Annotated in this window: 21 protein-coding genes; 13 read left to right on the top strand and 8 right to left on the bottom strand. The window is 71.4% G+C overall.

The genetic code is table 11. The annotated features are described in order from the left end of the window. Positions 1–220 precede the first annotated feature (220 nt). Entirely contained in the window at positions 221–1,033 is an 813-nt protein-coding gene (locus ACH427_RS02470) for a serine hydrolase domain-containing protein (protein WP_398867467.1), read from the bottom strand. A gap of 130 nt (positions 1,034–1,163) precedes the next feature. On the opposite strand from ACH427_RS02470, the gene ACH427_RS02465 reads away from it, so the two are divergent. Further along, entirely contained in the window at positions 1,164–1,628 is a 465-nt protein-coding gene (locus tag ACH427_RS02465; RefSeq protein ID WP_398867466.1) for a MerR family transcriptional regulator, read from the top strand. A 6-nt stretch (positions 1,629–1,634) separates the two neighbouring features. Further along, a complete protein-coding gene (locus ACH427_RS02460; RefSeq protein WP_398867465.1) occupies positions 1,635–2,654 on the top strand; it encodes an aldo/keto reductase in 1,020 nt (339 codons plus the stop codon). Between the two features lie 21 nt (positions 2,655–2,675). Here the strand turns inward: ACH427_RS02460 and ACH427_RS02455 are convergent, their stop codons facing one another. From ACH427_RS02455 to ACH427_RS02435, 5 genes are all read right to left on the bottom strand, one after another. Then, entirely contained in the window at positions 2,676–3,356 is a 681-nt protein-coding gene (locus ACH427_RS02455; RefSeq protein WP_398867464.1) for a response regulator, read from the bottom strand. A gap of 59 nt (positions 3,357–3,415) precedes the next feature. Next, entirely contained in the window at positions 3,416–4,690 is a 1,275-nt protein-coding gene (locus tag ACH427_RS02450; protein WP_398867463.1) for a sensor histidine kinase, read from the bottom strand. Positions 4,691–4,786: 96 nt separating this feature from the next. Then, the gene (locus ACH427_RS02445) at positions 4,787–5,647 is read right to left on the bottom strand and encodes a DUF4429 domain-containing protein (protein WP_398867462.1); all 861 of its coding nucleotides are present in this window, start codon (positions 5,645–5,647) and stop codon (positions 4,787–4,789) included. Between the two features lie 141 nt (positions 5,648–5,788). Then, on the bottom strand, positions 5,789–7,009 hold the full coding sequence (locus ACH427_RS02440; protein ID WP_398867461.1) for an alpha/beta hydrolase: 1,221 nt from the start codon (positions 7,007–7,009) through the stop codon (positions 5,789–5,791). A 99-nt stretch (positions 7,010–7,108) separates the two neighbouring features. After that, on the bottom strand, positions 7,109–7,768 hold the full coding sequence (locus ACH427_RS02435; protein ID WP_398867460.1) for a TetR family transcriptional regulator: 660 nt from the start codon (positions 7,766–7,768) through the stop codon (positions 7,109–7,111). Between the two features lie 113 nt (positions 7,769–7,881). On the opposite strand from ACH427_RS02435, the gene ACH427_RS02430 reads away from it, so the two are divergent. Both ACH427_RS02430 and ACH427_RS02425 read left to right on the top strand, forming a co-directional pair. Beyond that, positions 7,882–9,474, top strand: coding sequence for an MFS transporter (locus ACH427_RS02430; protein ID WP_398867459.1), 1,593 nt, complete (start codon positions 7,882–7,884; stop codon positions 9,472–9,474). 132 nt (positions 9,475–9,606) lie between these two features. Further along, a complete protein-coding gene (locus ACH427_RS02425; RefSeq protein ID WP_398867458.1) occupies positions 9,607–9,987 on the top strand; it encodes a peptidase inhibitor family I36 protein in 381 nt (126 codons plus the stop codon). Between the two features lie 65 nt (positions 9,988–10,052). On the opposite strand, the gene aceE is transcribed toward ACH427_RS02425, so the two are convergent. Beyond that, the gene (gene aceE, locus ACH427_RS02420; protein ID WP_398867457.1) at positions 10,053–12,785 is read right to left on the bottom strand and encodes a pyruvate dehydrogenase (acetyl-transferring), homodimeric type; all 2,733 of its coding nucleotides are present in this window, start codon (positions 12,783–12,785) and stop codon (positions 10,053–10,055) included. Positions 12,786–13,246: 461 nt separating this feature from the next. Between aceE and ACH427_RS02415 the strand changes: the two genes are divergently transcribed. From ACH427_RS02415 to ACH427_RS02390, 6 genes are all read left to right on the top strand, one after another. After that, positions 13,247–13,669 carry a DUF3052 domain-containing protein gene (locus tag ACH427_RS02415; RefSeq protein WP_398867456.1) on the top strand — a complete coding sequence of 141 codons (423 nt, stop codon included), beginning with the start codon at positions 13,247–13,249 and terminating at the stop codon, positions 13,667–13,669. 169 nt (positions 13,670–13,838) lie between these two features. Beyond that, positions 13,839–14,297, top strand: a complete 459-nt coding sequence (locus ACH427_RS02410) for a peroxiredoxin (protein WP_116211479.1) — start codon at positions 13,839–13,841, stop codon at positions 14,295–14,297. Positions 14,298–14,496: 199 nt separating this feature from the next. Further along, entirely contained in the window at positions 14,497–15,072 is a 576-nt protein-coding gene (locus tag ACH427_RS02405) for a TerD family protein (RefSeq protein ID WP_301887664.1), read from the top strand. Positions 15,073–15,189: 117 nt separating this feature from the next. Next, positions 15,190–15,765: a TerD family protein gene (locus ACH427_RS02400; protein ID WP_361529330.1), complete on the top strand. Its 576-nt coding sequence runs from the start codon at positions 15,190–15,192 to the stop codon at positions 15,763–15,765. Between the two features lie 48 nt (positions 15,766–15,813). Then, a complete protein-coding gene (locus ACH427_RS02395; RefSeq protein ID WP_398867455.1) occupies positions 15,814–16,953 on the top strand; it encodes a DUF475 domain-containing protein in 1,140 nt (379 codons plus the stop codon). A gap of 102 nt (positions 16,954–17,055) precedes the next feature. After that, positions 17,056–17,802 carry a Tellurium resistance gene (locus ACH427_RS02390; protein WP_398867454.1) on the top strand — a complete coding sequence of 249 codons (747 nt, stop codon included), beginning with the start codon at positions 17,056–17,058 and terminating at the stop codon, positions 17,800–17,802. 13 nt (positions 17,803–17,815) lie between these two features. Here ACH427_RS02390 and ACH427_RS02385 read toward each other — a convergent pair whose 3' ends face one another. Beyond that, the gene (locus ACH427_RS02385) at positions 17,816–18,547 is read right to left on the bottom strand and encodes a TerD family protein (RefSeq protein WP_398867453.1); all 732 of its coding nucleotides are present in this window, start codon (positions 18,545–18,547) and stop codon (positions 17,816–17,818) included. Positions 18,548–18,730: 183 nt separating this feature from the next. On the opposite strand from ACH427_RS02385, the gene ACH427_RS02380 reads away from it, so the two are divergent. Genes ACH427_RS02380 through ACH427_RS02370 form a run of 3 tightly spaced genes read left to right on the top strand, consistent with a single transcriptional unit; the run spans position 18,731 to position 23,252 of the window. Then, positions 18,731–19,906: an HpcH/HpaI aldolase/citrate lyase family protein gene (locus tag ACH427_RS02380; RefSeq protein WP_398867452.1), complete on the top strand. Its 1,176-nt coding sequence runs from the start codon at positions 18,731–18,733 to the stop codon at positions 19,904–19,906. Continuing rightward, positions 19,906–22,452 carry a phosphoribosyltransferase gene (locus ACH427_RS02375; RefSeq protein ID WP_398867506.1) on the top strand — a complete coding sequence of 849 codons (2,547 nt, stop codon included), beginning with the start codon at positions 19,906–19,908 and terminating at the stop codon, positions 22,450–22,452. The genes ACH427_RS02380 and ACH427_RS02375 overlap by 1 nt, the downstream gene beginning before the upstream one ends. Beyond that, positions 22,449–23,252 (top strand): HAD family hydrolase, encoded by an 804-nt coding sequence (locus ACH427_RS02370; RefSeq protein WP_398867451.1) that lies wholly within the window; start codon positions 22,449–22,451, stop codon positions 23,250–23,252. Before ACH427_RS02375 ends, ACH427_RS02370 begins: the two co-directional genes overlap by 4 nt. Positions 23,253–23,284: the final 32 nt, after the last annotated feature.

Below are 23,284 nucleotides of genomic sequence, written 5' to 3'. Positions count from 1 at the left end.
CCGCAACACGCTTCGCGCGTTGTCCTCAACCGCCGGACGGGCTGAATGTGCCGGCTACGGTCCGCACATTCCAGCCCGTTGGGGGCTCCCCCGGACGGAGTCCGGGGGAGGTAGCTGGGGGAGGCGACGGCGGGTCAGCCGGGGGGCTGGGGCACGCGCCCCCACGCGGCGGAGCCGCACATCAGACGCGGCCGGGAAGGGGCGGGGCCGGGGAAGAAAATCAGCCCAGCTCAGCCAGGACCGCATCCGTCAGCGCAGGCCAGACCTCCGTCGCCCACGGCCCGAACGGGCGGTCCGTCAGGGCGACGCACGCCGCGCCCGCGACCGGGTCCACCCACAGGAACGTCCCCGCCTGCCCGAAGTGGCCGAACGTGCGCGGTGAGGACGACGCCCCCGTCCAGTGCGGCGACTTGCCGTCGCGGATCTCGAAGCCGAGGCCCCAGTCGTTGGGCCGCTGATGGCCGTAGCCGGGGAGGACGCCGGTCAGGCCGGGGAAGGCCACGGCCGTCGCCTCGTCGAGCGTCTGCCGGGACAGCAGCCGCGGAGCCTGCAACTCCGCGGCGAAGCGGGCCAGGTCGTCGACGGTGGAGACGCCGTCCTTGGCGGGGGAGCCCTGGAGGTCCGTCGCCGTCATGCCGAGCGGCTCCAGCACGGCCTGCCGCAGGTACTCGGGGAAGGGGATGTCCGTGGCCTTGGCGATGTGGTCGCCGAGTACCTCGAAACCGGCGTTGGAGTACAGCCGCCGCGTCCCCGGGCCGGCCATCGCCCGGTGCTCGTCGAAGGCCAGCCCGGACGTGTGGGCCAGCAGATGGCGGACCGTGGACCCGGCCGGACCGGCCGGCTCGTCCAGCTCGATCGCGCCTTCCTCGACGGCGAGCAGCGCGGCGTACGCGGCGAGCGGTTTCGTCACGGAGGCCAGGGCGAAGCGGTGCGCGGTCGGCCCGTGGGCCCCCGCGAGACTGCCGTCGGCCCTCACCACCGCCGCCGCAGCGGTCTCCACCGGCCAGTTGTCGATCTTCCGCAGGCTCTCCATGGGTGCGAGCCTAACCCGGCCGGGGTGCCGCCAAGATCTCGCTTGCTTGGAGTGCACTCCAACTCTCTAGCGTTATGGATGTCGCAAGGGCTTTCGACCGCGAACGGCCCGCGACGCGAGGGGGATCCGTATGACCGTTGTGGACCACGCGCCGGCGGAAGTGCTCGGTGACGGCAAGCCCTGCGCGCCGGGGCCGCGGCCCGGACGGCCGCGGGGCGAGCGCCACACGATCAGCGAGGTGGCCGAGTACACCGGGCTGTCCGCGCATACCCTGCGCTGGTACGAGCGGATCGGGCTGATGCCCCACGTGGACCGCTCGCACACGGGCCAGCGCCGTTACACCGATCGCGACCTGGACTGGCTCGACCTCGTCGGCCGGCTGCGGCTGACCGGGATGCCGGTGGCCGACATGGTGCGCTACGCCCAGCTGGTCCGCGAGGGCGAACACACCGTCGCCGAACGCGAACGGCTGCTGAGCGCGCACCGCGACGACGTGCGGCGCCGCATCGCGGAGCTGCGGAGCACGCTCGACGTGCTCGACTACAAGATCGACAATTACGCCGACGCCCGACGCCGGGCGTCCGAAGGGGTCTGAACGCTGATGAGCAGCAACGACACGATCACCACCGCGAAGCTCGGCACCGACGGTCCCGAGGTCGGCGTGCAGGGGCTCGGCTGCATGGGCATGAGCCACGCCTACGGCCCGACCGACGAGGCCGAGGCGCGGGCGACGCTTGAGCGGGCGCTCGAGGTGGGCGTCACCCTCTTCGACACGGCCGACGTCTACGGCTTCGGCCGCAACGAGGAGTTCATCGCGCCCTTCGTCCGGGCCCACCGCGACCGCGTCACGCTGGCCACGAAGTTCGCCATCGTGCGGCGCGAGGACGACCCGTCGTACCAGGCCATCCGCAACGACCGCGCCTACATCCGCGAGTCCGTCGAAGGCAGCCTGCGCCGGCTGGGCGTCGACCACATCGACCTCTACTACATGCACCGCCGTGACGTCGAGGTGCCCATGGAGGAGACCGTCGCCGCCATGGCCGAGCTGGTCGCCGAGGGCAAGGTCGGCCACCTGGGCCTGAGCGAGGTCACCGGCTCCGAACTGCGCGCCGCCCACGCCGTGCACCCCATCGCCGCGGTGCAGTCGGAGTGGTCGCTGTTCAGCCGGGACATCGAGGCGGGCGTGGTGCCCGCGGCGCGTGAGCTCGGCGTGGCCCTCGTGCCGTACTCGCCGCTCGGCCGCGGCTTCCTGACCGGCTCGTTCGTCAACGCGGACAAGGATCTGGCGCACGACGACTGGCGGCGCAACCAGCCGCGCTTCACGGGGGACAACGCGGCGGTGAACGCCGCCCTGCTGGAGCCGGTGCGCGCGATCGCCGAGGCACGCGGGCTCACGCCGGCTCAGGTGGCCCTGGCCTGGGTCCAGCAGCGGGCCGCCGTCCAGGGCCTGACGGTCGTTCCGATCCCGGGCACGCGCAAGCGCTCCCGCCTGGAGGAGAACACGGCCGCCACGCGCGTCGTCCTGACCGGCGAGGAGCTGACGGCTCTGGAGCCGATCGCCGCCCAGGTGGCGGGCGACCGCTACCCGGACATGTCCTTCGCGTCGGCGGGCCGGGAGTAAGGGACGTGCCCCGGGCGCCGGTTACCGGCCGTCGCCCGGGGCCACCAGCCCCGATTCGTACGCGAAGATCACGGCCTGCGCCCGGTCGCGCAGGCCGAGCTTCGCCAGGACCCTGCCGATGTGCGTCTTGACGGTCTGCTCCGCCACGACCAGGGACGCGGCGATCTCCTGGTTGGAGAGCCCGCGCGCGATGAGTTCGAGCACCTCGGTCTCACGCGGCGTCAGGCCGCGCAGCCGCAAGGCCGGATCCCGGCGCCGCGCGGGCCGTTGCCGCGCGAAGTCCGCGATGAGCCGGCGGGTCACGGACGGGGCGAGCAGCGCCTCGCCCGCCGCCACGACCCGCACCGCCGAGATCAGGTCGGCCGGGGGCGCGTCCTTGAGCAGGAAGCCGGACGCGCCCGCGCGCAGCGCCTCGTAGACGTAGTCGTCGACGTCGAAGGTCGTCAGCATCAGCACCTTCGGCCGGTGTGTGACCCCGGGCGGGGGGTCGAGGAGCTGCCGGGCCGCCTCCAGCCCGTCCATCTCCGGCATCCGGACGTCCATCAGCACCACGTCGGGGTGCGCGCGGCGGCTGAGTTCGACTCCCTGCCGCCCGTCGGGCGCGTCGCCGACGACGTCGATGTCGGACTGCGCGGCGAGCAGCGCGGCGAAGCCCGCCCGCACCATGGCCTGGTCGTCGACGATGATCACCTTGATGGTCATGCGGTGGGTGCTTCCCTTTCGGAGCGCTGCTTGCGGAGGGGCCTGAGGGCGGCGGCGCGTCAGTCGTGCCCGGTGAACGGCAGCCGGGCGGCCACCCGGTAGCCGCCCTCCGGCAGGGGCCCGGTGTCGAGCGAGCCGCCGACCAGCCGGACCCGCTCCCGCATCCCGACGAGGCCGTGGCCGGTGCCGGAGGATTCCAGCGGGGCGTCCGGCTCCGCCACCGCGTCATTGACGACGAGCACCATCAGGCTTTCCGCGGAGACGGACACCGACACCCGGGTCCTCGCACCGGGCGCGTGCCGCACGGCGTTGGCCAGGGCCTCCTGCACGATGCGGTACGCCGAGAGGTCCACGGCCTGCGGCAGGGCTGTGGTGGCGGCCGCCACCTCCGGGCCGACCGTGAGCTCCACGGGCTGCCCGGACCGCACGGTCGCCTCGACGAGCTGCGGGATGCGCGAGACCCCCGGCTGCGGCGCGCGCTCGCCGCCGGGTTCCTCGCCGGTGTCCTCGCTGCGCAGGACGCCCAGCAGCCGCCGCATCTCGGTCAGCGACTCCCGGGCGGTGGAGGCGATCGCGGCGAACTCCTCGCTCGCCCCGGGCGGCAGCCCGGCGATGCGGTACGGGGCGCTGTCGGCCTGCACGGTGATCACCGACATGTGGTGGGCGACCACGTCGTGCAGCTCGCGGGCGATCCGGGCGCGCTCCTCCAGCAGGGTGCGGCGGGCGCGCTCGGCCTCGCTGATCGTCTCCTGCTCGGCCAGCGCCCGCCGGGCGTCGCCCCGGCCGCGCAGCGCGCCGCCGAGCAGCATGAGCACGCCGCCGATCACCACGAGCGCCACCCACACCGCGGAGCTGCGGCCGGGCGCGACGCTCCGCAGGGCCACGCTCGCCGCGAAGGTCAGCGTCCACACGGCCACCAGCGTGCGGGGCCGCTCGCGCAGCCCGACGGCGAGCATCAGCAGGAGCATGCCGATGATCTCCATCGGCGGCCATGGCCAGGGGTGTTCCGCGCGCGCCGGCACCCCGAGCAGCGCGGCCGCTCCCACGACGTCGGCGGCGAGGACGACCGCCCACGCGAGCAGCGGCCGCCGCACGGCGAAGAACAGCGGCCCGGCCTGGAGGAAGGCGAGGACGACGGCGAGGCCGGTGTCCAGCCCGTACTCCCGGACCAGGACGGTGCCGGTGACGGGCAGCAGGATCGCGACGAACACCACGGCGACGGCGTACGGCAGGAGGCGCACCCACCGCCGCCTGGCCTGGCCGAGGAGGGGTGTCGGCGGGCCGACGGGCGTGAAGAGCTCGCGCAGGAAGCGCAGCGGCGGCGACTGGATCATGACGCCCTCAGCGTAGGCGCCGTAGGGGCGCCCGGACGTCACACCGGGGTGTGGACCGTGGCGTCGTACCCAGGTATCAGTGACGCCTCCGCCGCCTCACAGCTCGGCCAGCAGCTGGGCCTTCTTCGACGTGAACTCGTCGTCCGTCAGCAGCCCCGCGTCGTGCAGCGCGCCCAGGTGGCGGATGCGGTCCGCGATGCCGCCCGGGTCGGGGCGGGCCGCCGGGACGCGCAGCGCGGCCACCGGCGTGGTGGACCGTACGGCCTCCAGGACCGCGGCCGCGAAGGGGAGGGATTCGTGGACGAGCCCATAGCCCATGCCGAAGACGACCGCCGCCGGGTCCTGGTCGGCCTCGCCGGGGTATGCGTCGGGGGCGTGGCCGCGCCGCACCAGCCGCAGGCAGCCGCCCGCCGCGTCGGGGGAGCGCCACTCGACGCCGGACAGCTCGTCGACGGGGAAGCGCTGGTCGCCCGCCTTCCACTTGGCGGAGGAGGCGCCCGTCCAGAACCAGCGGAAGGCCACGGCCGCGCCGTCGAAGGACGCCTTGCCGTCGTACGCCTTGAAGGACAGGGGCGGGGCGGGGGCGGTCACCAGGTGGCGCTCGGCGGGTTCGGCGGCGTACGGGCCGAGCGCGGACCGTATCTCGTCGGCGTAGTACCCCGCGAGGGCGTCGCGCTCCTCGGGCAGCACCAGGCGGTAGGGGTCGCAGCCCTCCTTGAGCTGTCCGGCGGCGGCGTCCATCAGCGGGTCGGCGCCCGGTCTGGGCACAGCGCGCAGCACCACCGTCCCGCGCTTCCCCGGGGCCAGCTCGACGGCCGCGAGCGCTTCGTAAGGGACGCGGCGCTCGCCGAGAGCCTGGAACAGCTTCGGTGTGCGGATCCCCCGTTCGAAGCGGATGAGCACGGAGTCGGTGCCGAACTCCCAGGCGGCGTGGAAACCGGCCAGCACATCACCCATGCGGCTCATCGTATGCGGCGGTCGGCCGCTCGTCGCTACGCGCGTCAAAGTGACGTGCTCCCGTCCGGTGGGCAAATATTTCCCGGGGTTTCGCGCCCGCCCCCCTTGACGCGGCCCCGCCTTCCGCGCCGTCGAGGGGGTCTACGAGAGATCGTCCGCGCAGCCGCTGGACGCCTTGGCGCAGCTGACCGCGGCGGGGACGCCGACGCCGATGCCGGCGAAGTTGGCCAGGCTCGTCGTGCCGGGTTCGAAGTAGCCCGCGTGCCCCTGCGCCCCGCGCGAGGACAGCAGGCGCGCGCCGAAGCCCGCGGAGACCGGGTCCGCGCCGTGCCCGAGGCCGCCGACCTCCAGGTGGGGAACGCCCTGGATCCAGTCGTCGGGGTCGCGCATCGCCCATATCCGGGCGCTGGTGCGCAGCTCGGAGACGTGGTCGGCACGCATGCCGGGGCTGCCCGCGACGGCCACGTCCGTGACCCGGGGGGACATGTCGCGCACGGCGACGCCGCACACGACGGAGCCGTAGCTGTGGCAGAAGAGGGAGACGGGCGCGGTGCCCGGCAGGCCCCGCACGAGCGAGCGCAGGCGCAGCGCGCCCTCGGTGGCGAGCTTGCCGGTGGCGGCGTCCATGCCGACCCCGGCGGGCGAGGTGTAGTCGGCCCAGGCGATGACGGCGGTGCGGGTGCCGGGGCTCGTCTTCCGCTCGGCGTCGTAGAGGGAGCGGGCCATGCCCTCGGGCGCGGTGTACGCGCGCTGGGTCTTCTCGAAGGTGAGGACGTTGGTGTCGACGCCCGGCACGACCACGGAGACGCGCTCGGCGTGCTCGAGGTCGCCGGTGACCTCGGCGACCCGGCCGGCGCCCGTGGGGTCGAAGGCGAGGATCTGCCGGTCGTCGCCCATGAGCGATGCGAAGCGGTGCATGCGCCGCTCCGCGTCCTGGCGGCCGGCGGGTTTCAGGTCGCTCTCGCGCATCCGGTGTTTCTCCACCTTGCGCGCCTGGTCGAGGGCGACCCGGTTGGCGTGGTAGCGCAGGGTGAGCGGGGCGCCGTCGAGATTGCCGACGACGAGGGGGTAGCGGTCGGCGAGCTGCTCGCGCTGGGCGCCGGTGAGGGAGCCGAAGAAGCGGGCCAGGGCGTCGGGTGCCGTCGTGGGGTCCGGCAGCGGGCGTCCGGCTATCGAGCCGTGCAGCCACGCGCTCAGCGACGCGGCCCGCACGTCCTCGCCCGCTCTGTGGCTTCTGACGGCGGTCCAGCCGGTGGTCGCGAGCATGACGAAGACCACGGCCAGTGCGAGCAGCGCGCGCCACACAGCGGTCGTGGTCGTCCACGGGGCGGAGGGGGAGCCGAGCTCCGGGAAAGAAGTCACCGCCGAACACCCTAGGAGAAAGCCGGCGGTGACCGTGAAGTCAGTGAGTCATCTCACGTTTGAAACGAGGGTGATTGTGCACTCGTTTGCGCTTGACGATCAGTTGCGCCAGTTTTCCGCCAACGCCGGTCCCAGCCGGTCGAGATACTCCGTGGTGATCTCCCGGAGTTCGTCCAGCCCGGCGTTGCCGCGCTCGCCCCAGAGCTTGCCGGTCACCCGCATCACGCCGCCGAACGCGGCCACCAGCACCTGGGGTCTGGGGTCGGTCCGCACGTCCAGGCCCTCGCGGCGGGCGATCTCCCGCGCGAGCTGTTCCTCCAGCCCGGCCAGGCGGTGCAGATGGGCGGCGAACAGCTGCGGGGTCGACTCGATCATCCGGTAGGTACGCATGTGCAGTTCCAGAGGCACGACCGCCTCGATGGCCTCGCCCACGCTGTCCCAGGAGGCGAGCACGGCGTTGCGCAGCGCGGTGAGCGGCGCCTCGGAGGCGGGCCGCAGGAGCAGCCGGCTGAAGAAGAAGGACTCGACCGAGTCCTGCACCGCCAGGGCGACCTCCTCCTTGTTCGCGAAGTAGCGGAAGAAGGTGCGCTGGGAGACATCGGCGGCGTCGGAGATCTCGTCGACGGTCGTGCCCTCGAAGCCCTTCTCCGCGAACAGTTCGAGGGCGCAGCGGATCAGGGTGTCCCGGGTGCGGCGCTTCTTCCGCTCGCGCAGCCCGGGCAGTGCCTCGGGTCCCGCCACATCCTCGATCGCACGCATCGACGCCTCTCCTCACCCGCGTTTCGGCTGCTCAGGATAGCTGTGACCGATCTGGCAGCGGCCGTCTCATGAAACCGCTGGTCAACTGTCAGACGCTGCCATAATCTCGAAATATGATGTCTCAGACCACCGTCGCCGACGCGACGCCGGACCTCGGGCCCCGGAAGGGGTTACGGGGCCATCCCTGGCTGACACTGCTCTCCGTCGCGATCGGCGTGATGATGGTCACGCTCGACGGCACCATCGTCGCTGTCGCGAACCCCGCCATTCAGCGGGACCTCGGCGCCTCGCTCGCCGACGTCCAATGGATCACCAACGGCTATCTCCTCGCCCTCGCGGTCGCCCTGATCACCGCGGGCAAGCTGGGGGACCGCTTCGGCCACCGGCTGACCTTCCTCATCGGCACCACCGGCTTCGCCGCCGCCTCCGGCGCCATCGCCCTCTCCGACACCGTCTCGATGATCGTCGGCTTCCGGGTGCTCCAGGGCCTGTGCGGCGCCCTGCTGATGCCGGCGGCGCTCGGCCTGCTCCGGGCCACCTTCCCGGCCGAGAAGCTCAATATGGCCATCGGCATCTGGGGCATGGTCATCGGCGCCTCCACCGCCGCCGGACCGATCCTCGGCGGCGTGCTCGTCGAGCACGTCAACTGGCAGTCGGTCTTCTACGTCAACGTCCCCGTCGGCGTCCTCGCGCTCGTCCTCGGCCTGATCATCCTCAGGGACCACCGGCCCGAGAAGGCGCCCGAGTCCTTCGACCTGCCGGGCATCGCGCTGCTCTCCGGGGCCATGTTCTGCCTGGTCTGGGCCGTCATCAAGGCGCCCACCTGGCAGTGGGGCGACTCCAGGACCCTGACCTTCCTGGGCGTGGCGCTGCTCGCCTTCGTGGCCTTCGCCGTCTGGCAGACCAGGGTCCGCGAACCCCTGCTGCCGCTCGGCCTGTTCCGCTCCGTGCCGCTGACCGCGGGCACGGTCCTGATGGTCCTGATGGCCTTCGCCTTCATCGGGGGCCTGTTCTTCGTCACCTTCTATCTCCAGAACGTGCACGGGATGAGCCCGGTCGACAGCGGTCTGCACCTGCTGCCGCTCACCGGCATGATGATCATCGGGGCGCCCACGGCGGGCGCGGTGATCACCCGGTTCGGCCCCCGTATCCCCCTGGTCGTGGGCATGCTCTTCACCGCGGCCGCCTGCTTCGGCACCGCTCGGCTGGACACCGGCTCCGGCACGGCGATCATGTCGCTGTGGTTCGCGCTGTTCGGCCTCGGTCTCTCGCCGGTCATGGTGGGCGCCACCGAGGTCATCGTCGGCAACGCCCCGCTCCGGCACGCCGGTCTGGCCGGTGGCCTCCAGCAGGCCGCCATGCAGGTCGGCGGCTCGCTCGGCACGGCGGTGCTGGGCGCGGTCATGGCCGCCCGCGTCGATCACCTGCTGCCCGGGAAGTGGGCCGACGCCGGGCTCCCGCCGGTCTCGCACGACCAGCTGTCCCAGGGCTCCGACCTCATCGCGATCGGCATCGCCCCGGTGCCGCCGCACACCCCGGCCCCGGTCGCGGAGAAGATCACGAGCGTGGCGCATGACACTTTCGTGTCAGGCATGAGCCTGTCCTTCACGGTCGCCGGCGTCATCGCGCTGGTCGCCGCCGTGTTCGCGCTGTTCACCAAGCGTGGCGCGAACGCCGACGCCGCGGCGGGCGCCGCGATGGTCTGAGCCCACCGGCACCTTCCCCCGGTGACCGCCGTCTTCCCCTATCAGGGCCCCGCTCGCGGGGCCCTCTTGGCAGGGGCCGCCCCGGGTGGCCACGATCGACGCAGCAGTCACCGATCACAGGGAGTGATGCATATGCGTACGATCCGTTTCGCCGCCCTCGCCGCGGGGGCCGCCGCCGGGCTGGCCCTCGTGAGCGCGCCCGCCGCGACCGCGACCGCGCCGGCCCCGGGGCGGCCCGGCTCGTGCGGGGCCGGGCAGCTGTGTCTGTGGCCGAAGACGGACTACAGGGGCGTGCGGACGACGAGCGAGCTCTCCGGAATCGACATCGAGAGCTGTGTGACCTTACCGGCGAGCGCCGGCGCCGCCTCCTTCGTCAACCGCACCGGCCGCCCGGTCACCACCTACCAGAGCGCGACCTGCGCGGAGACCGGCGAGTTCGCGACGTATCCCTCGGGCTCCTGGGTGCCGGAGTCGCCGTACGCGGTCCGGGCCTACAAGGTCTGGGAGAGCTGAGCACATGCCTGGGCCCCGGCAGGCGATGCCTGCCGGGGCCCAGGGCGGGTGACTGGAGGGGACGCTTACGCGTCGCCGCCCGCGGCGCCGGGGTCGGCGGCCGTCACGTCGAGGAGCTGGTAGCGGTCCACCGCCTGCTTCAGGGCGGAGCGGTCGACCTTGCCCTCCTTGGCGAGCTCGGTGAGCACCGCCAGCACGATCGACTGGGCGTCGATGTGGAAGAAGCGGCGGGCCGCGCCACGGGTGTCCGCGAAGCCGAAGCCGTCCGCGCCCAGCGACTGGTACGCACCGGGCACCCAGCGCGAGATCTGGTCCGGAACCGCCCGCATCCAGTCGGACACGGCCACCTTCGGGCCCTGGGCGGCGGCGAGCTTGGACGTCACATACGGGACGCGCATGTCCTCCTCGGGGTGCAGGAGGTTGTACTCCTCCACCTCGATGGCGTCACGGCGCAGCTCGTTCCAGGAGGTCGCCGACCAGACGTCCGCCTTGACGTTCCACTCGTCCGCGAGGATCCGCTGGGCCTCGACGGCCCACGGCACGGCCACACCGGAGGCGAGGATCTGCGCCGGGATGTCGCCCTTCTCGCCCGCCTTGAAGCGGTAGAGACCCTTGAGGATGCCCTCGGCGTCCACATCCGCCGGCTCGGCCGGGTGCTGGATCGGCTCGTTGTAGACCGTCAGGTAGTAGAAGACGTCCTCGGCGTTCTCGCCGTACATCCGCCGCAGACCGTCCTTGACGATGTGCGCCATCTCGTAACCGAACGCGGGGTCGTAGGACACGACGCCCGGGTTGGTGGACGCCAGCAGCTGCGAGTGACCGTCCGCGTGCTGGAGGCCCTCACCGGTCAGCGTCGTACGGCCGGCGGTGGCGCCCAGCACGAAGCCGCGCGCCAGCTGGTCGGCCATCTGCCAGAACTGGTCACCGGTGCGCTGGAACCCGAACATCGAGTAGAAGACGTAGACCGGGATCAGCGGCTCGCCGTGCGTGGCGTAGGCGGAGCCCGCCGCGATCAGCGAGGCCGTGCAGCCCGCCTCGGAGATGCCGTCGTGCAGCATCTGGCCGGTGGGCGACTCCTTGTAGGCGAGCAGCAGCTCGCGGTCCACGGACTCGTACTGCTGGCCCAGCGGGTTGTAGATCTTCGCGGACGGGAAGAACGCGTCCATGCCGAAGGTGCGGTACTCGTCGGGGGCGATCAGCACGAAGCGCTTGCCGATCTCCTTGTCCCGCATGAGGTCCTTCAGGATGCGGACGAACGCCATGGTCGTGGCGATCGACTGCTGCCCGGAGCCCTTCTTGGCGGTCGCGTAGACCTTGTCCTCGGGGAGGACCAGCGGCTTCGCGCGCACGACACGGCTCGGCACATAGCCGCCCAGCGCCTTGCGGCGGTCGTGCATGTACTGGATCTCCTCCGAGTCGCGACCCGGGTGGTAGTACGGCGGCAGGCCGGACTCCAGCTCCTTGTCGGCGATCGGGATGTGGAGCCGGTCACGGAAGCGCTTGAGGTCCTCGACCGTGAGCTTCTTCATCTGGTGGGTCGCGTTGCGGCCCTCGAAGTTCGGACCGAGGGTCCAGCCCTTGACGGTCTGCGCGAGGATCACGGTCGGCTGGCCCTTGTGCGCCTTGGCCGCCGCGTACGCCGCGTAGATCTTCTTGTGGTCGTGACCGCCGCGGCCCAGGTGCAGGATCTGGTCGTCGGACATGCCCTCGACCATCTTCCGCAGCCGCTGGTCGTCGCCGAAGAAGTGCTCACGGATGTACGCGCCGGTCTCGGTGGCGTACGTCTGGAACTGGCCGTCGGGGGTGCTGTTGAGCTTGTTGACCAGGATGCCGTCGCGGTCCTGCGCCAGCAGCGGGTCCCAGGAGCGGTCCCAGACCAGCTTGATGACGTTCCAGCCGGCGCCGCGGAACTGCGACTCCAGCTCCTGCATGACCTTGCCGTTGCCGCGGACCGGGCCGTCGAGGCGCTGGAGGTTGCAGTTGACGACGAAGGTGAGGTTGTCCAGGCCCTCGCGGGCGGCGATGGACAGCTGGCCGAGCGACTCCGGCTCGTCCATCTCGCCGTCGCCCAGGTACGCCCACACGTGCGACTTGGAGGTGTCGGCGATGCCGCGGGCCTCCATGTAGCGGTTCATCCGGGCCTGGTAGATCGCGCCGAGGGGGCCGAGGCCCATCGAGACGGTCGGGAACTCCCAGAAGTCCGGCATGAGCCGCGGGTGCGGGTAGCTGGACAGGCCGTAGGGGGCCTTGGACTTCTCCTGGCGGAAGGCGTCGAGCTGCTGCTCGGACAGTCGGTCCAGGAGGAAGGCGCGCGCGTAGACACCGGGGGAGGCGTGCCCCTGGAAGAAGATCTGGTCGCCGCCGTCGCCCTCGTCCTTGCCGCGGAAGAAGTGGTTGAAGCCCACGTCGTAGAGCGACGCCGAGGAGGCGAAGGTGGCGATGTGACCGCCGACGCCGATGCCCGGGCGCTGGGCACGGGAGACCATCACGGCCGCGTTCCACCGGGTCGCGTTGAGGACCTTGCGCTCGATCTCCTCGTTGCCGGGGAAGAACGGCTCGTCCTTGGTGGCGATGGTGTTGACGTAGTCCGTGCTGCGCATCTCGGGCACGGCCACACGCTTCTCGCGGGCCCGCTCGATCAGGCGAAGCATGAGGTAGCGGGCACGTTCCCGGCCTCGCTCATCGACGGCTGCGTCGAGCGAGTCGAGCCACTCCTGGGTCTCTTCGGGATCGAAGTCCGGGACCTGGCTGGGAAGGCCGCCAATGATGATCGGGTTGCGATCGGATCCGGAAGCCACGCTGTTCCTTCGGTGTTCGGGTCGTGCTCAGCACGCGGTCAACTACGGTCTGCTGCTCTGTCGCGTCGGCTCCCATCGTGGACCGCGGCGACGGATACGTCATCTCTACCGGGCGGTAACCACCACTCCATGAGACGACGTGTCAAGGGGTGGCCGCCTGGGGGCGGCCAAATCGCAACCATACGCTCCCTTTGGGGGGTGCCCGCGTACGGCCGTTCGGGCCTGTGGGCCGTAATCACACGGGGCAACTTCGCAAACCCGGCAGAATGCTGTGGCATGAATCACCCGCCCGTGCCCTTCCATGGTGAGGGTTGCGGTGGGAGAGCCGCTTCCGTCACCGTTTCGGCGGTCTCGGCGGCCGGGTACTTGCGCGATCGGTCCGGCACGTGTGGACTACGGCCAATGACTCGCGTATGCGGGGAACACAAGACACTTTCTCGAAAGATGACAGGAGGCAATAAGTGAGCGCGACCGCGGACCACGCGGAGGAGCGGACCAACCCTGCCGCCAGGCTGGGTTTCCAGCCCGGACAGGTGGTCCAGGAGATCGGCTACGACGAAGACGTCGATCAGGAACTCCGCGAGGCCATTGAGGAAATCACCGGCCAGGATCTCGTCGACGAGGACTACGACGATGTGGCCGATGCCGTCGTCCTTTGGTTCCGCGACGAGGACGGCGACCTGACGGACGCGCTCGTGGACGCCATCGGCATGCTCGAGGACGGCGGGGACATCTGGCTGATGACCCCCAAGACCGGCCGCGACGGCTACATCGAGCCGAGCGACATCAGCGAGGCGTCGCAGACCGCGGGTCTGAGCCAGACCAAGAGCATCAGCGTGGCCAAGGACTGGACCGGCACCCGCATGGTCGCCCCCAAGCGCTAGCGCCGGCCTTCGCAGAGCCCTACCGCGCCCCCCGGCAGCACCGCTGCCGGGGGGCGCGGTGCATGTGCCGGGGGGCGCAGTGACAGACTGGCCGCACCACCGCCGGTGGCCGGGGCCGCCGAGGATCGGGCCCCGGGGCCGGCACCCGTCGAGAGAGGGATGCGAACCCATGGCGATCGAGGTCGGCACCAAGGCTCCGGACTTTGCGCTGAAGAACCAGCACGGCGAGACCGTGCGGCTCTCCGACTTCCGCGGTGAGAAGAACGTCGTGCTGCTCTTCTACCCCTTCGCTTTCACCGGCGTGTGCACCGGCGAGCTGTGCGCGCTGCGCGACGAGCTGCCGAAGTTCGCCAATGACGACGTCCAGCTGCTGGCCGTCTCCAACGACTCCCCGTTCTCGCTGCGCGTCTTCGCCGAGCAGGAGGGCCTGGACTACCCGCTGCTCTCCGACTTCTGGCCGCACGGCGAGACCAGCCGCGCCTACGGCGTCTTCGACGAGGAGAAGGGCTGCGCGGTCCGCGGCACCTTCATCATCGACAAGGAGGGCGTCGTCCGCTGGACCGTCGTCAACGGCCTGCCGGACGCGCGCGACCTGAACGAGTACACCAAGGCGCTCGCGGCGCTCTGATACCTCGCCGAACCCTTATTCGGCGTTTTTCACGGCTTCCCGGAAGCCGTGGTTCCGCTCTGAGTGGGGCGGGTGTGCGAGTCCCGTGCGAGAAGCCTGTAATCGGTGGGAACCGGTCACTAGGATCCAAACGTTGATCCGATGCCATCGCACAACGGGGCGCAGGTCATGCCCTCCCCCTCGAACCAATGGAGGACTCGTGGGAGTCAGTCTCAGCAAGGGCGGCAACGTCTCGCTGACCAAGGCGGCCCCCAACCTGACCGCGGTCATCGTCGGTCTCGGCTGGGACGCCCGTACCACCACCGGTACGGACTTCGACCTGGACGCCAGCGCGCTGCTGACGAACGACCAGGGCAAGGTCGCCAACGACCAGAATTTCGTCTTCTTCAACAACCTCAAGAGCCCCGACGGCTCCGTCGAGCACCAGGGTGACAACCTCACCGGTGAGGGCGAGGGTGACGACGAGGTCATCAAGGTCAACCTGGCGGGCGTGCCCGCCGATGTCCACAAGATCGTCTTCCCGGTCTCGATCTATGAGGCCGAGGGCCGCCAGCAGAGCTTCGGCCAGGTCCGCAACGCCTACATCCGCGTGGTGAACCAGGCCGACAACACCGAGCTGGCGCGCTACGACCTCAGCGAGGACGCCTCGACCGAGACCGCCATGGTCTTCGGTGAGCTTTACCGCAATGGTGCCGAGTGGAAGTTCCGCGCCATCGGTCAGGGGTATGCCTCGGGTCTGCGCGGTATCGCCCAGGACTTCGGCGTCAACGTCTGACCGACACTGCCGCACGGCGTCCGGCGCCGCATGCCCCTCCCCGGTTTTCCCGGGGGCGGTGGTGTGCGGCGCCGGACGTGCATCGGACACCGTTCAACTCGGGGAGGAAACAAGATCATGGGCGTCACGCTCGCCAAGGGAGGCAATGTCTCCCTCTCCAAGGCCGCACCCAATCTCACCCATGTCACCGTGGGTCTCGGCTGGGACGCGCGCTCCACCACCGGAGCCCCGTTCGACCTCGACGCCAGCGCCCTGCTCTGCGCCTCGGGCCGGGTCCTCGGCGATGAGTATTTCGTCTTCTACAACAACCTCAAGAGCCCCGAGGGCTCCGTGGAGCACACCGGTGACAATCTCACCGGTGAGGGCGAGGGCGACGACGAGTCCATCCTGGTCGACCTGACCAAGGTCCCGGCCACCTGCGACAAGATCGTCTTCCCGGTCTCCATCCACGAGGCCGACCTCCGCGGCCAGAGCTTCGGCCAGGTCAGCAACGCCTACATCCGCGTGCTCAACCAGGCCGACGGCAGCGAGCTGGCGCGCTACGACCTCAGCGAGGACGCTTCCAGCGAGACCGCGATGATCTTCGGCGAGGTCTACCGCTACGGCGGTGAGTGGAAGTTCAGGGCCGTGGGACAGGGGTACGCGTCCGGGCTGCGCGGCATCGCCCTAGACTTCGGGGTCAACGTTTCGTAAAGCCGCGCGCGGCGCGGGGGAACCCCTTAGCGAAGGATTGGGTAGCCAGTGCTCCTGAAAACCTTTGGCTGGTCGTTCGCCATCACGGCGGCGGGACTGGCCTTGGCCGGCGTTCTCTGGGGGTGGCAGGGGCTGGCGGTCGTCGCGATCCTCTCCGTCCTGGAAATTTCGCTCTCGTTCGACAATGCGGTCATCAATGCCGGAATCCTCCGGAAGATGAACCCGTTCTGGCAGAAGATGTTCCTGACTGTGGGCATCCTCATCGCCGTCTTCGGCATGCGGCTGGTGTTCCCGGTCGTCATCGTGGCCATCACGGCGAAGCTGGGACCGATCGAGGCGGTCAAGGTCGCCCTTCAGGACCATGAGCGCTATGAGTCGCTGGTCACCAGCGCCCACCCGGCCATCGCGGCCTTCGGTGGCATGTTCCTGCTGATGATCTTCCTGGACTTCATCTTCGAGGACCGGGACATCAGGTGGCTGGAGTGGCTGGAGAAGCCGCTCGCCCGCCTGGGCAAGCTGGACACCCTCTCCATCGTCGTCTCGCTCGTGGTGCTGCTCATCGCCGCCACCACCTTCGCCACGGCGGTGCCGGTCCACGGCGGTGAGGGCACGGTCGACAAGGCTTCCACGGTGCTGCTCGCCGGCATCGCAGGTCTGGTCACCTATCTGATCGTCGGCGGTGTCTCCGGCTTCTTCGAGGACCGCCTGGAGGAAGCGGAGGACGACGAGGAGGAGGGCGCGCGGACGGCGAAGAAGAGCGGCAACGGCGCGCTCGTCGGTCTCGCCGGCAAGGCCGCGTTCTTCATGTTCCTCTATCTGGAGGTCATCGACGCGTCGTTCTCCTTCGACGGGGTCATCGGCGCCTTCGCCATCACCAACGACATCTTCGAGATGGCGCTGGGCCTCGGTATCGGCGCGATGTACATCCGCTCGCTGACGGTCTTCCTGGTCCGCAAGGGAACCCTCGACGACTACGTCTATCTGGAGCACGGCGCGCACTACGCGATCGGCGCGCTCGCCGTCATCCTCCTCGTCACGATCAAGCACGAGATCAACGAGGTGATCACCGGGCTCATCGGCGTGGTGCTGATCGGGCTTGCCTTCTGGTCCTCCGTGGTGCGCAACCGCAGGGCCATGGCGTCGGGCGACGGCTCGGACAGCAAGGCCGAGGTCTCCTCCGGGGTGTGACTCCGGCACATTTGAGGAACGCTCTGATCGGGGCGGTCGTGAGGGTCACCTCGCGGCCGCCCCGCGGCCGTTCGGTTCACTTGGGGTGGGGGGTTCACAGCCATGGCGATCTGGGACAAGCTCTTCGGCAACTGGGGGCGTGCGGGCGAACAGCAGCTCGACTTCGGCGGTGCCAACGGCGCGGTCGAGCTGACCAAGCGGCACCCCTCGTTCTCGCTCACCAAGCAGGGCGCCGTCACGGGCAACCTCCGGGTCAACCTGTCCTGGCGGATGCGCACCACGTCCGCCTTCGACGAGAGGGGCACGCTGGGCGACGGGCTGCGCCACCCGCTGCGGAAGTTCCGGCCCGAGATGGTGCAGGCGCAGGGCCCCGCCTTCGTCAACGTCGACCTCGACCTCGCCTGCATGTACGAACTGCAGGACGGTTCGAAAGGCGTGGTCCAGCCCCTCGGTTCGATACTGGGCAGCCTCAACAGTCCGCCGTACGTCCAGCTCAGCGGCGACGACCGGTTCGGCTCCGGGTCCGGCGAGACGATCTACATCAACATGGACCACCGCGCGGAGATCAAGCGACTGCTGATCTTCGTCTACATCTACGACGGCACCCCCGCGTTCGACCGTACGCACGCGATGGTGACGCTCTATCCCGGCAACGGCCCCCGGATCGAGATCCCGCTCCACGAACGCGCCCCCGAGGCCCGCTCGTGCGCCGTCGTGATGATCGAGAACACCAAGGGCGAGATCACCCTGCGCCGCGAGATGAAGTACGTCTACGGCTTCCAGGCGGAGCTGGACCGGCTCTACGGCTGGGGCCTGCAGTGGGGCCGCGGCTACAAGTCGAAGGTGTGAGGCCGGCGGCGGGCTAACGGTTCCGCTGGAACTGCGGGCCCTGCGGCGGAAGGCGGAAGGCGGGGTCCGGCGCGCTTTGCCGCTGCGGGTAGCCGTAGGCCGGGGGCGCAGACGGCGGGACGGGCGGCGGCGGGGGATAGCCGTATCCCGCCGCCGGGGCGGGCGCCGGCGGGGTGGCCGCCGCCGGTTCCGGCTCCGCTTCCGACTCGTCGACCGAGATGCCGAACTCCGTGGCCAGCCCGACCAGCCCGGAGGCATAGCCCTGGCCCATCGCCCGGAACTTCCAGCCCTCCCCGCGCCGGTAGAGCTCGCCGCAGATCATCGCGGTCTCGGCCCCGGTCTCCGGCTGCACCTCGAAGAGCGCGAGGGGCTCGGTGCCGGCCGCCCCCGCGTCGTACAGCAGTACGCACAGGTCACGTACGCGCCCGAAGGGCCCGCCGTCCGCCGAGGCGGCCAGCACGACCCGGTCGACCCAGGGCTCCAGGGTGTGGAGGTCGGCCTCGACGGAGTCCGTCGCGCCCTCGACCAGCCGCTTCTTCGCCAGATGGCGGACGGCGCCCGAGGGGTGGCGGGGCTGGTTGTAGAAGACGAAGTCCGCGTCCGAGCGCACGCGGCCGCCGTCGCCCACCAGCAGCGCGGAGGCATCCACGTCCGGGATGCCCGGGCCGGGGGTCCAGCGCAGGACGGCCCGTACGTTACGGGCGTCCAGCGGGATGTTCGACCCCTTCAGCATGGCGTGCGTCATGCCCGCAATCCTGCCTTCCCGTACCGGCCGCGGACAACGCAGGGGCCGTCCGGGATGTTCACCCATCCAGGAGGCCGGATTCTCATGCATTTGGGGAACTCTTGACCACCTCCCGGACGTACGATAATCGGCCACGCTTCCGGCTGGACGGTCCGGTGGGCAGCCGTGGACACGGGGAGAGTAATGAGGCATTTCGAGCACCTTGCGCCCTCGATACGGAATGGGCTGTTCCATAGGCAGCCCGCCGCCTTCGACGCGCACTCCCCGGCCGCCACGCTCGCCGTCGCCCTCGGCGCCACGCTCTACAGCCCCGCCACCCGGCCCGCCCTCGCCGAGGACGTCGTCAAGCAGGCGGACCGCGGAGTGGTCTCCATGGTGCTCTGCCTGGAGGATTCCATCGGCGACGCCGACGTGGACGGCGCCGAGGAGAACCTCGTCCGCCAGCTCCGCGTGCTCGACGACCTCGCCGCGACCGGCCGGACCCTGCCCCTCCTCTTCGTCCGGGTCCGGGAGCCCGCCCAGATCACCGACCTCGTCCGGCGGCTCGGCCCGGCCGGGCGGCGGTTGTCCGGATTCGTCCTCCCGAAGTTCACCGAGGAGCGCGGCATCCCCTTCCTGGAGAAGCTCGCCGCGGCCGAGAGCGACTGCGGGCGGCGGCTGTTCGCCATGCCCGTGCTCGAATCGCCCGAGCTGCTCCACCTGGAGACCCGCACCGCGACGCTCGCCGGCATCGCCCGCACCGTCGACAAGTACCGCGACCGCGTGCTGGCCCTGCGGCTCGGCGTGACGGACTTCTGCTCGGCGTACGGACTGCGCCGCGCGCCCGACATGACCGCCTACGACGTCCAGCTCGTCGCCTCCGTCATCTCCGACGTCGTCAACGTCCTCGGCCGCGCGGACGGCAGCGGCTTCACCGTCACCGGCCCCGTCTGGGAGTACTTCAGACAGCACGAGCGGATGTTCAAGCCGCAGCTGCGCCGCACGCCCTTCGCCGGACCCGCGGAGGAACTGCGCACCGCGCTCATCGAGCACGACATGGACGGCCTGCTCCGCGAGATCCAGCTCGACCGGGCCAACGGCCTCCAGGGCAAGACCTGCATCCACCCCTCCCACGTGGCCCCCGTGCACGCGCTCTCCGTGGTCAGCCATGAGGAGTTCAGCGACGCCGCGGACATCCTGCGACCCGAGCGCGAGGGCGGCGGAGTGATGCGCTCCGCCTATACGAACAAGATGAACGAAGTGAAGCCGCACCGGGCCTGGGCGGAGCGGACCATGCTCCGCGCCGAGGTGTTCGGTGTCGCGCGGGAGGACGTGGGTTTTGTGGAGCTGCTGGCGGCGGGCGTCGGGGCGGCCGCGTGATGTGGCAGGGGCGGTGGGTCGAGGACCGGCTCGGCATCGGACTGGAGGGCGACGCCGCCCTGCGCGGCCTGCTGGGCCTGGCCCTGCGGCGCAACCCCAAGCGGGCGCACCTGCTCGTCTCCCAGGTGCTCGGCAAGCACATACCCGTGGCGCCGTCCGCGGTCCACGGCTCGGGGGCCGGGCTCGGGCGGCGGGTCCGCGCGCTCCTCGGTGACACGGAGGCGGCGCGCGCCGTCGTCCTCGGCTACGCGGAGACGGCCACCGGCCTCGGCCACGCCGTCGCCGACGGCCTCGGCCTCGCGCCGTACCTGCACTCCACCCGGCGGCCCGTCCCGGGTGTGACCCCGGTCGGCGGCTTCGAGGAGGAGCACAGCCACGCCACGTCCCACCTGCTGCTGCCGGAGGACCCCGCGCTGCTGTCGGGCGACGGCCCGCTGGTGCTCGTCGACGACGAGTTCTCCACCGGCCGTACGGTCCTCAACACGATCACCGCGCTGCACGCCCGCTTCCCGCGCGAGCGGTACGTGATCGTGGCCCTGGTCGACATGCGCGGCCCGGCCGACCGCGCGCACCTGACCGACTTCGCGGCCGGGCTGGGCGCCCGCGTGGACGTCCTCTCCCTCGCCTCCGGCACGGTGCGCCTGCCGGAGGGGGTGCTGGAACGGGGGCGGGAGCTGGTGGCACGGCACGAGTCCGCTCCGGCGGCGCCGCCGCCCCCGCGACCGCGCGGGACCTTGCGCCGCGTCGGCCTCCACTGGCCGGCCGGCGTCCCCGACGGCGGCCGGCACGGCTTCACACCCGCCCACCGCGCGGCCCTGGAAGAGGCATTGCCCGCCATGGCCGCCCGCATCGCGGAAGCGCTCCCCGCCGACGCCCGGCGCGTGCTCGTCCTCGGCAACGAGGAGTTGATGTACGCACCCCTGCGGCTCGCGTGCGCGCTGGAGACCGCGCTCGGCGGCCCGGCGGAGGACCAGCCGTGCCGGGGGACGGGCCGCGCGAACCGCGTCCGGGGATGCGACGACGCGCGGCGGGGCGGCGGAGCGAGCGGCCACGGCGAAGGCCGCCGCGAGGCCGGCTCCGCCGCGGACCGCCCAAGCCATGTCCCCGCCGTCGACGTGCGGTTCTCCACCACCACCCGGTCGCCCGTGCTCGCCGTCGACGACCCCGGCTACGCCATCCGCACGCGCCTCGCCTTCCCCGCCCACGACGCGCCCGCCGACGGCCCCGGCACCCGCTACGCCTACAACGTCGCGGGCGCCGGATTCGACGCCGTCGTCGCCGTCGTCGACTCGCACGGCGACACCCCCGAACTGCACGCCCCCGGCGGGCTGTTGGACGCCCTCGCCCCGCACACCGGGCACGTCCTGCTCGCCGTCGTCCCCTCCCACACCCCCGAGGCCCCGACCGTGCCCGAGCCCCTCCGCGGCCCCGCCTTCTCCTCCTACGCCCCGGGGGACGTCGGCTGGCTGCTCCAGGACCTCTCCGACGTCACCCTGGAGGCGCCCACCGAGGAGCGCGAGGAGGCGATACAGAGCGGCGGCGCGCACTACGCCGAGTCGCTGCCCGTCGAATACCAGCCCAGCGCGGAGTACCAGGCGCTGTTCCGCGCCGCGCTGGACACCTCCGCCGCCCGCATGGCGCGCGCCGTCGGCGTCGTCACCGAGACCGTGCTGGCGGAGCGCTCGCCGCGCCCGGTGCTGGTGTCCCTGGCCCGCGCGGGCACTCCCGTCGGCGTGCTGATGCGCCGCTGGGCACAGCACGCGTACGGCCTCGACCTGCCGCACTACGCCGTGTCCATCGTCCGCGGCCGCGGCATCGACCGCACGGCGCTGCGCTGGCTGGCCGCCCACCACGATCCCGCCGACGTCGTCTTCGTCGACGGCTGGACCGGCAAGGGCGCGATCACCCGCGAACTCGCCGACGCCCTGGCCGGTTCCGAGGGCTTCGACCCCCGCCTCGCCGTGCTCGCCGACCCCGGCCACTGCGTCGAGACCTACGGCACGCGCGACGACTTCCTCATCCCCTCCGCGTGCCTCAACTCGACGGTGTCGGGCCTGATATCCCGTACGGTCCTGCGCGCCGACCTCGTCGGCCCGCACGACTTCCACGGCGCGAAGTTCTACCGCGAGCTCGCGGGCGCCGATGTCTCGCGCGACCTCGTCGACGCCGTCACCGCGCGCTTCCCCGAGGTCGAGGAGCAGGTCGCCCTCGACGCCAAGGACATGGCCGCCGCCGACCGCACGCCGACCTGGGCGGGCTGGGCGGCCGTCGAGCGCATCAGCGAGGAGTACGGCATCCACGACGTCAACCTCGTCAAGCCCGGCGTCGGCGAGACCACCCGGGTCCTGCTGCGCCGCGTCCCGTGGAAGATCCTCGCCCGCCGGGGCGCGGGCGCGGACCTCGGCCATGTGCGGCTGCTGGCCGCCCAGCGCGGCGTCCCGGTGGAGGAGGTGGACGGCCTGCCGTACAGCTGCGTCGGCCTGATCCACCCCCGCTACACCCGCGGCGCGACCGGCGCGGACGGCACGGCGGTGACCGCCCCGTGACGCTCCTCGTCGCCAGCGACCTCGACCGCACCCTCATCTACTCCGCCGCCGCGCTCGCCCTCGGCATGCCGGACGCGCGGGCGCCGCGCCTGCTCTGCGTCGAGGTCTACGAGAGCAGACCGCTCTCGTACATGACGGAGACCGCGGCGGAACTCCTCGCCGGCCTGGCCCGTACCGCCGCCTTCGTCCCCACCACGACCCGGACCCGCGAGCAGTACGCCCGCATCCGGCTGCCCGGCCCCGTACCGGAGTTCGCGATCTGCGCCAACGGCGGTGAACTGCTCGTACGCGGCGAGTCCGACACCGGCTGGCGGCGGCGGGTGGAGCGGTGCCTGGCCGCCGAGTGCGCCTCGCTGGACGAGGTCCGCGCGCACCTGGCGCGCACCGCCGACCCGGCCTGGCTGCTCAAGGAGCGCACGGCCGAGGACCTCTTCGCCTATCTCGTCGTGGACCGGCCGCTGCTGCCCGACGGCTGGGTGAAGGAGCTCGCCGAGTGGGCCCGTGCCCGCCGCTGGTCCGTCTCCCTCCAGGGCCGCAAGCTCTACGCCGTGCCGGAGCCGCTCACCAAGAGCGCCGCGGTCGCCGAGATCGCCCGCCGCACGGGCGCGTCCGAGGTGCTGGCCGCCGGCGACTCCCTGCTCGACGCGGACCTGCTGCTCGCCGCCGACCGCGGCTGGCGCCCGGGCCACGGCGAACTCGCGGACGTGGGCTGGACCGCGCCGCACGTGACCGCCCTGGAGACGCGGGGCGTGCTGGCGGGTGAGGAGATCCTCAGGGCGTTCGGCGGTGCGGCGGCGTAATCTCGGTGGGTCGCACGGCCGTTGGCCGTCCC

The organism is Streptomyces sp. NPDC020379, from assembly GCF_044387105.1.
Classification (GTDB): domain Bacteria; phylum Actinomycetota; class Actinomycetes; order Streptomycetales; family Streptomycetaceae; genus Streptomyces.
The sequence above is the reverse complement of the archived record's forward strand: the minus strand, read 5'-3'. Positions and strand labels throughout refer to the sequence as shown.

Coding starts and splice junctions, on each gene's coding strand:
- ACH427_RS02470 (WP_398867467.1), bottom strand. CDS start 1,033: ATGGAGAGCCTGCGGAAGATCGACAACTGGCCGGTGGAGACCGCTGCG.
- ACH427_RS02465 (WP_398867466.1), top strand. CDS start 1,164: ATGACCGTTGTGGACCACGCGCCGGCGGAAGTGCTCGGTGACGGCAAG.
- ACH427_RS02460 (WP_398867465.1), top strand. CDS start 1,635: ATGAGCAGCAACGACACGATCACCACCGCGAAGCTCGGCACCGACGGT.
- ACH427_RS02455 (WP_398867464.1), bottom strand. CDS start 3,356: ATGACCATCAAGGTGATCATCGTCGACGACCAGGCCATGGTGCGGGCG.
- ACH427_RS02450 (WP_398867463.1), bottom strand. CDS start 4,690: ATGATCCAGTCGCCGCCGCTGCGCTTCCTGCGCGAGCTCTTCACGCCC.
- ACH427_RS02445 (WP_398867462.1), bottom strand. CDS start 5,647: ATGGGTGATGTGCTGGCCGGTTTCCACGCCGCCTGGGAGTTCGGCACC.
- ACH427_RS02435 (WP_398867460.1), bottom strand. CDS start 7,768: ATGCGTGCGATCGAGGATGTGGCGGGACCCGAGGCACTGCCCGGGCTG.
- ACH427_RS02430 (WP_398867459.1), top strand. CDS start 7,882: ATGATGTCTCAGACCACCGTCGCCGACGCGACGCCGGACCTCGGGCCC.
- ACH427_RS02425 (WP_398867458.1), top strand. CDS start 9,607: ATGCGTACGATCCGTTTCGCCGCCCTCGCCGCGGGGGCCGCCGCCGGG.
- ACH427_RS02410 (WP_116211479.1), top strand. CDS start 13,839: ATGGCGATCGAGGTCGGCACCAAGGCTCCGGACTTTGCGCTGAAGAAC.
- ACH427_RS02400 (WP_361529330.1), top strand. CDS start 15,190: ATGGGCGTCACGCTCGCCAAGGGAGGCAATGTCTCCCTCTCCAAGGCC.
- ACH427_RS02390 (WP_398867454.1), top strand. CDS start 17,056: ATGGCGATCTGGGACAAGCTCTTCGGCAACTGGGGGCGTGCGGGCGAA.
- ACH427_RS02385 (WP_398867453.1), bottom strand. CDS start 18,547: ATGACGCACGCCATGCTGAAGGGGTCGAACATCCCGCTGGACGCCCGT.
- ACH427_RS02380 (WP_398867452.1), top strand. CDS start 18,731: ATGAGGCATTTCGAGCACCTTGCGCCCTCGATACGGAATGGGCTGTTC.
- ACH427_RS02375 (WP_398867506.1), top strand. CDS start 19,906: ATGTGGCAGGGGCGGTGGGTCGAGGACCGGCTCGGCATCGGACTGGAG.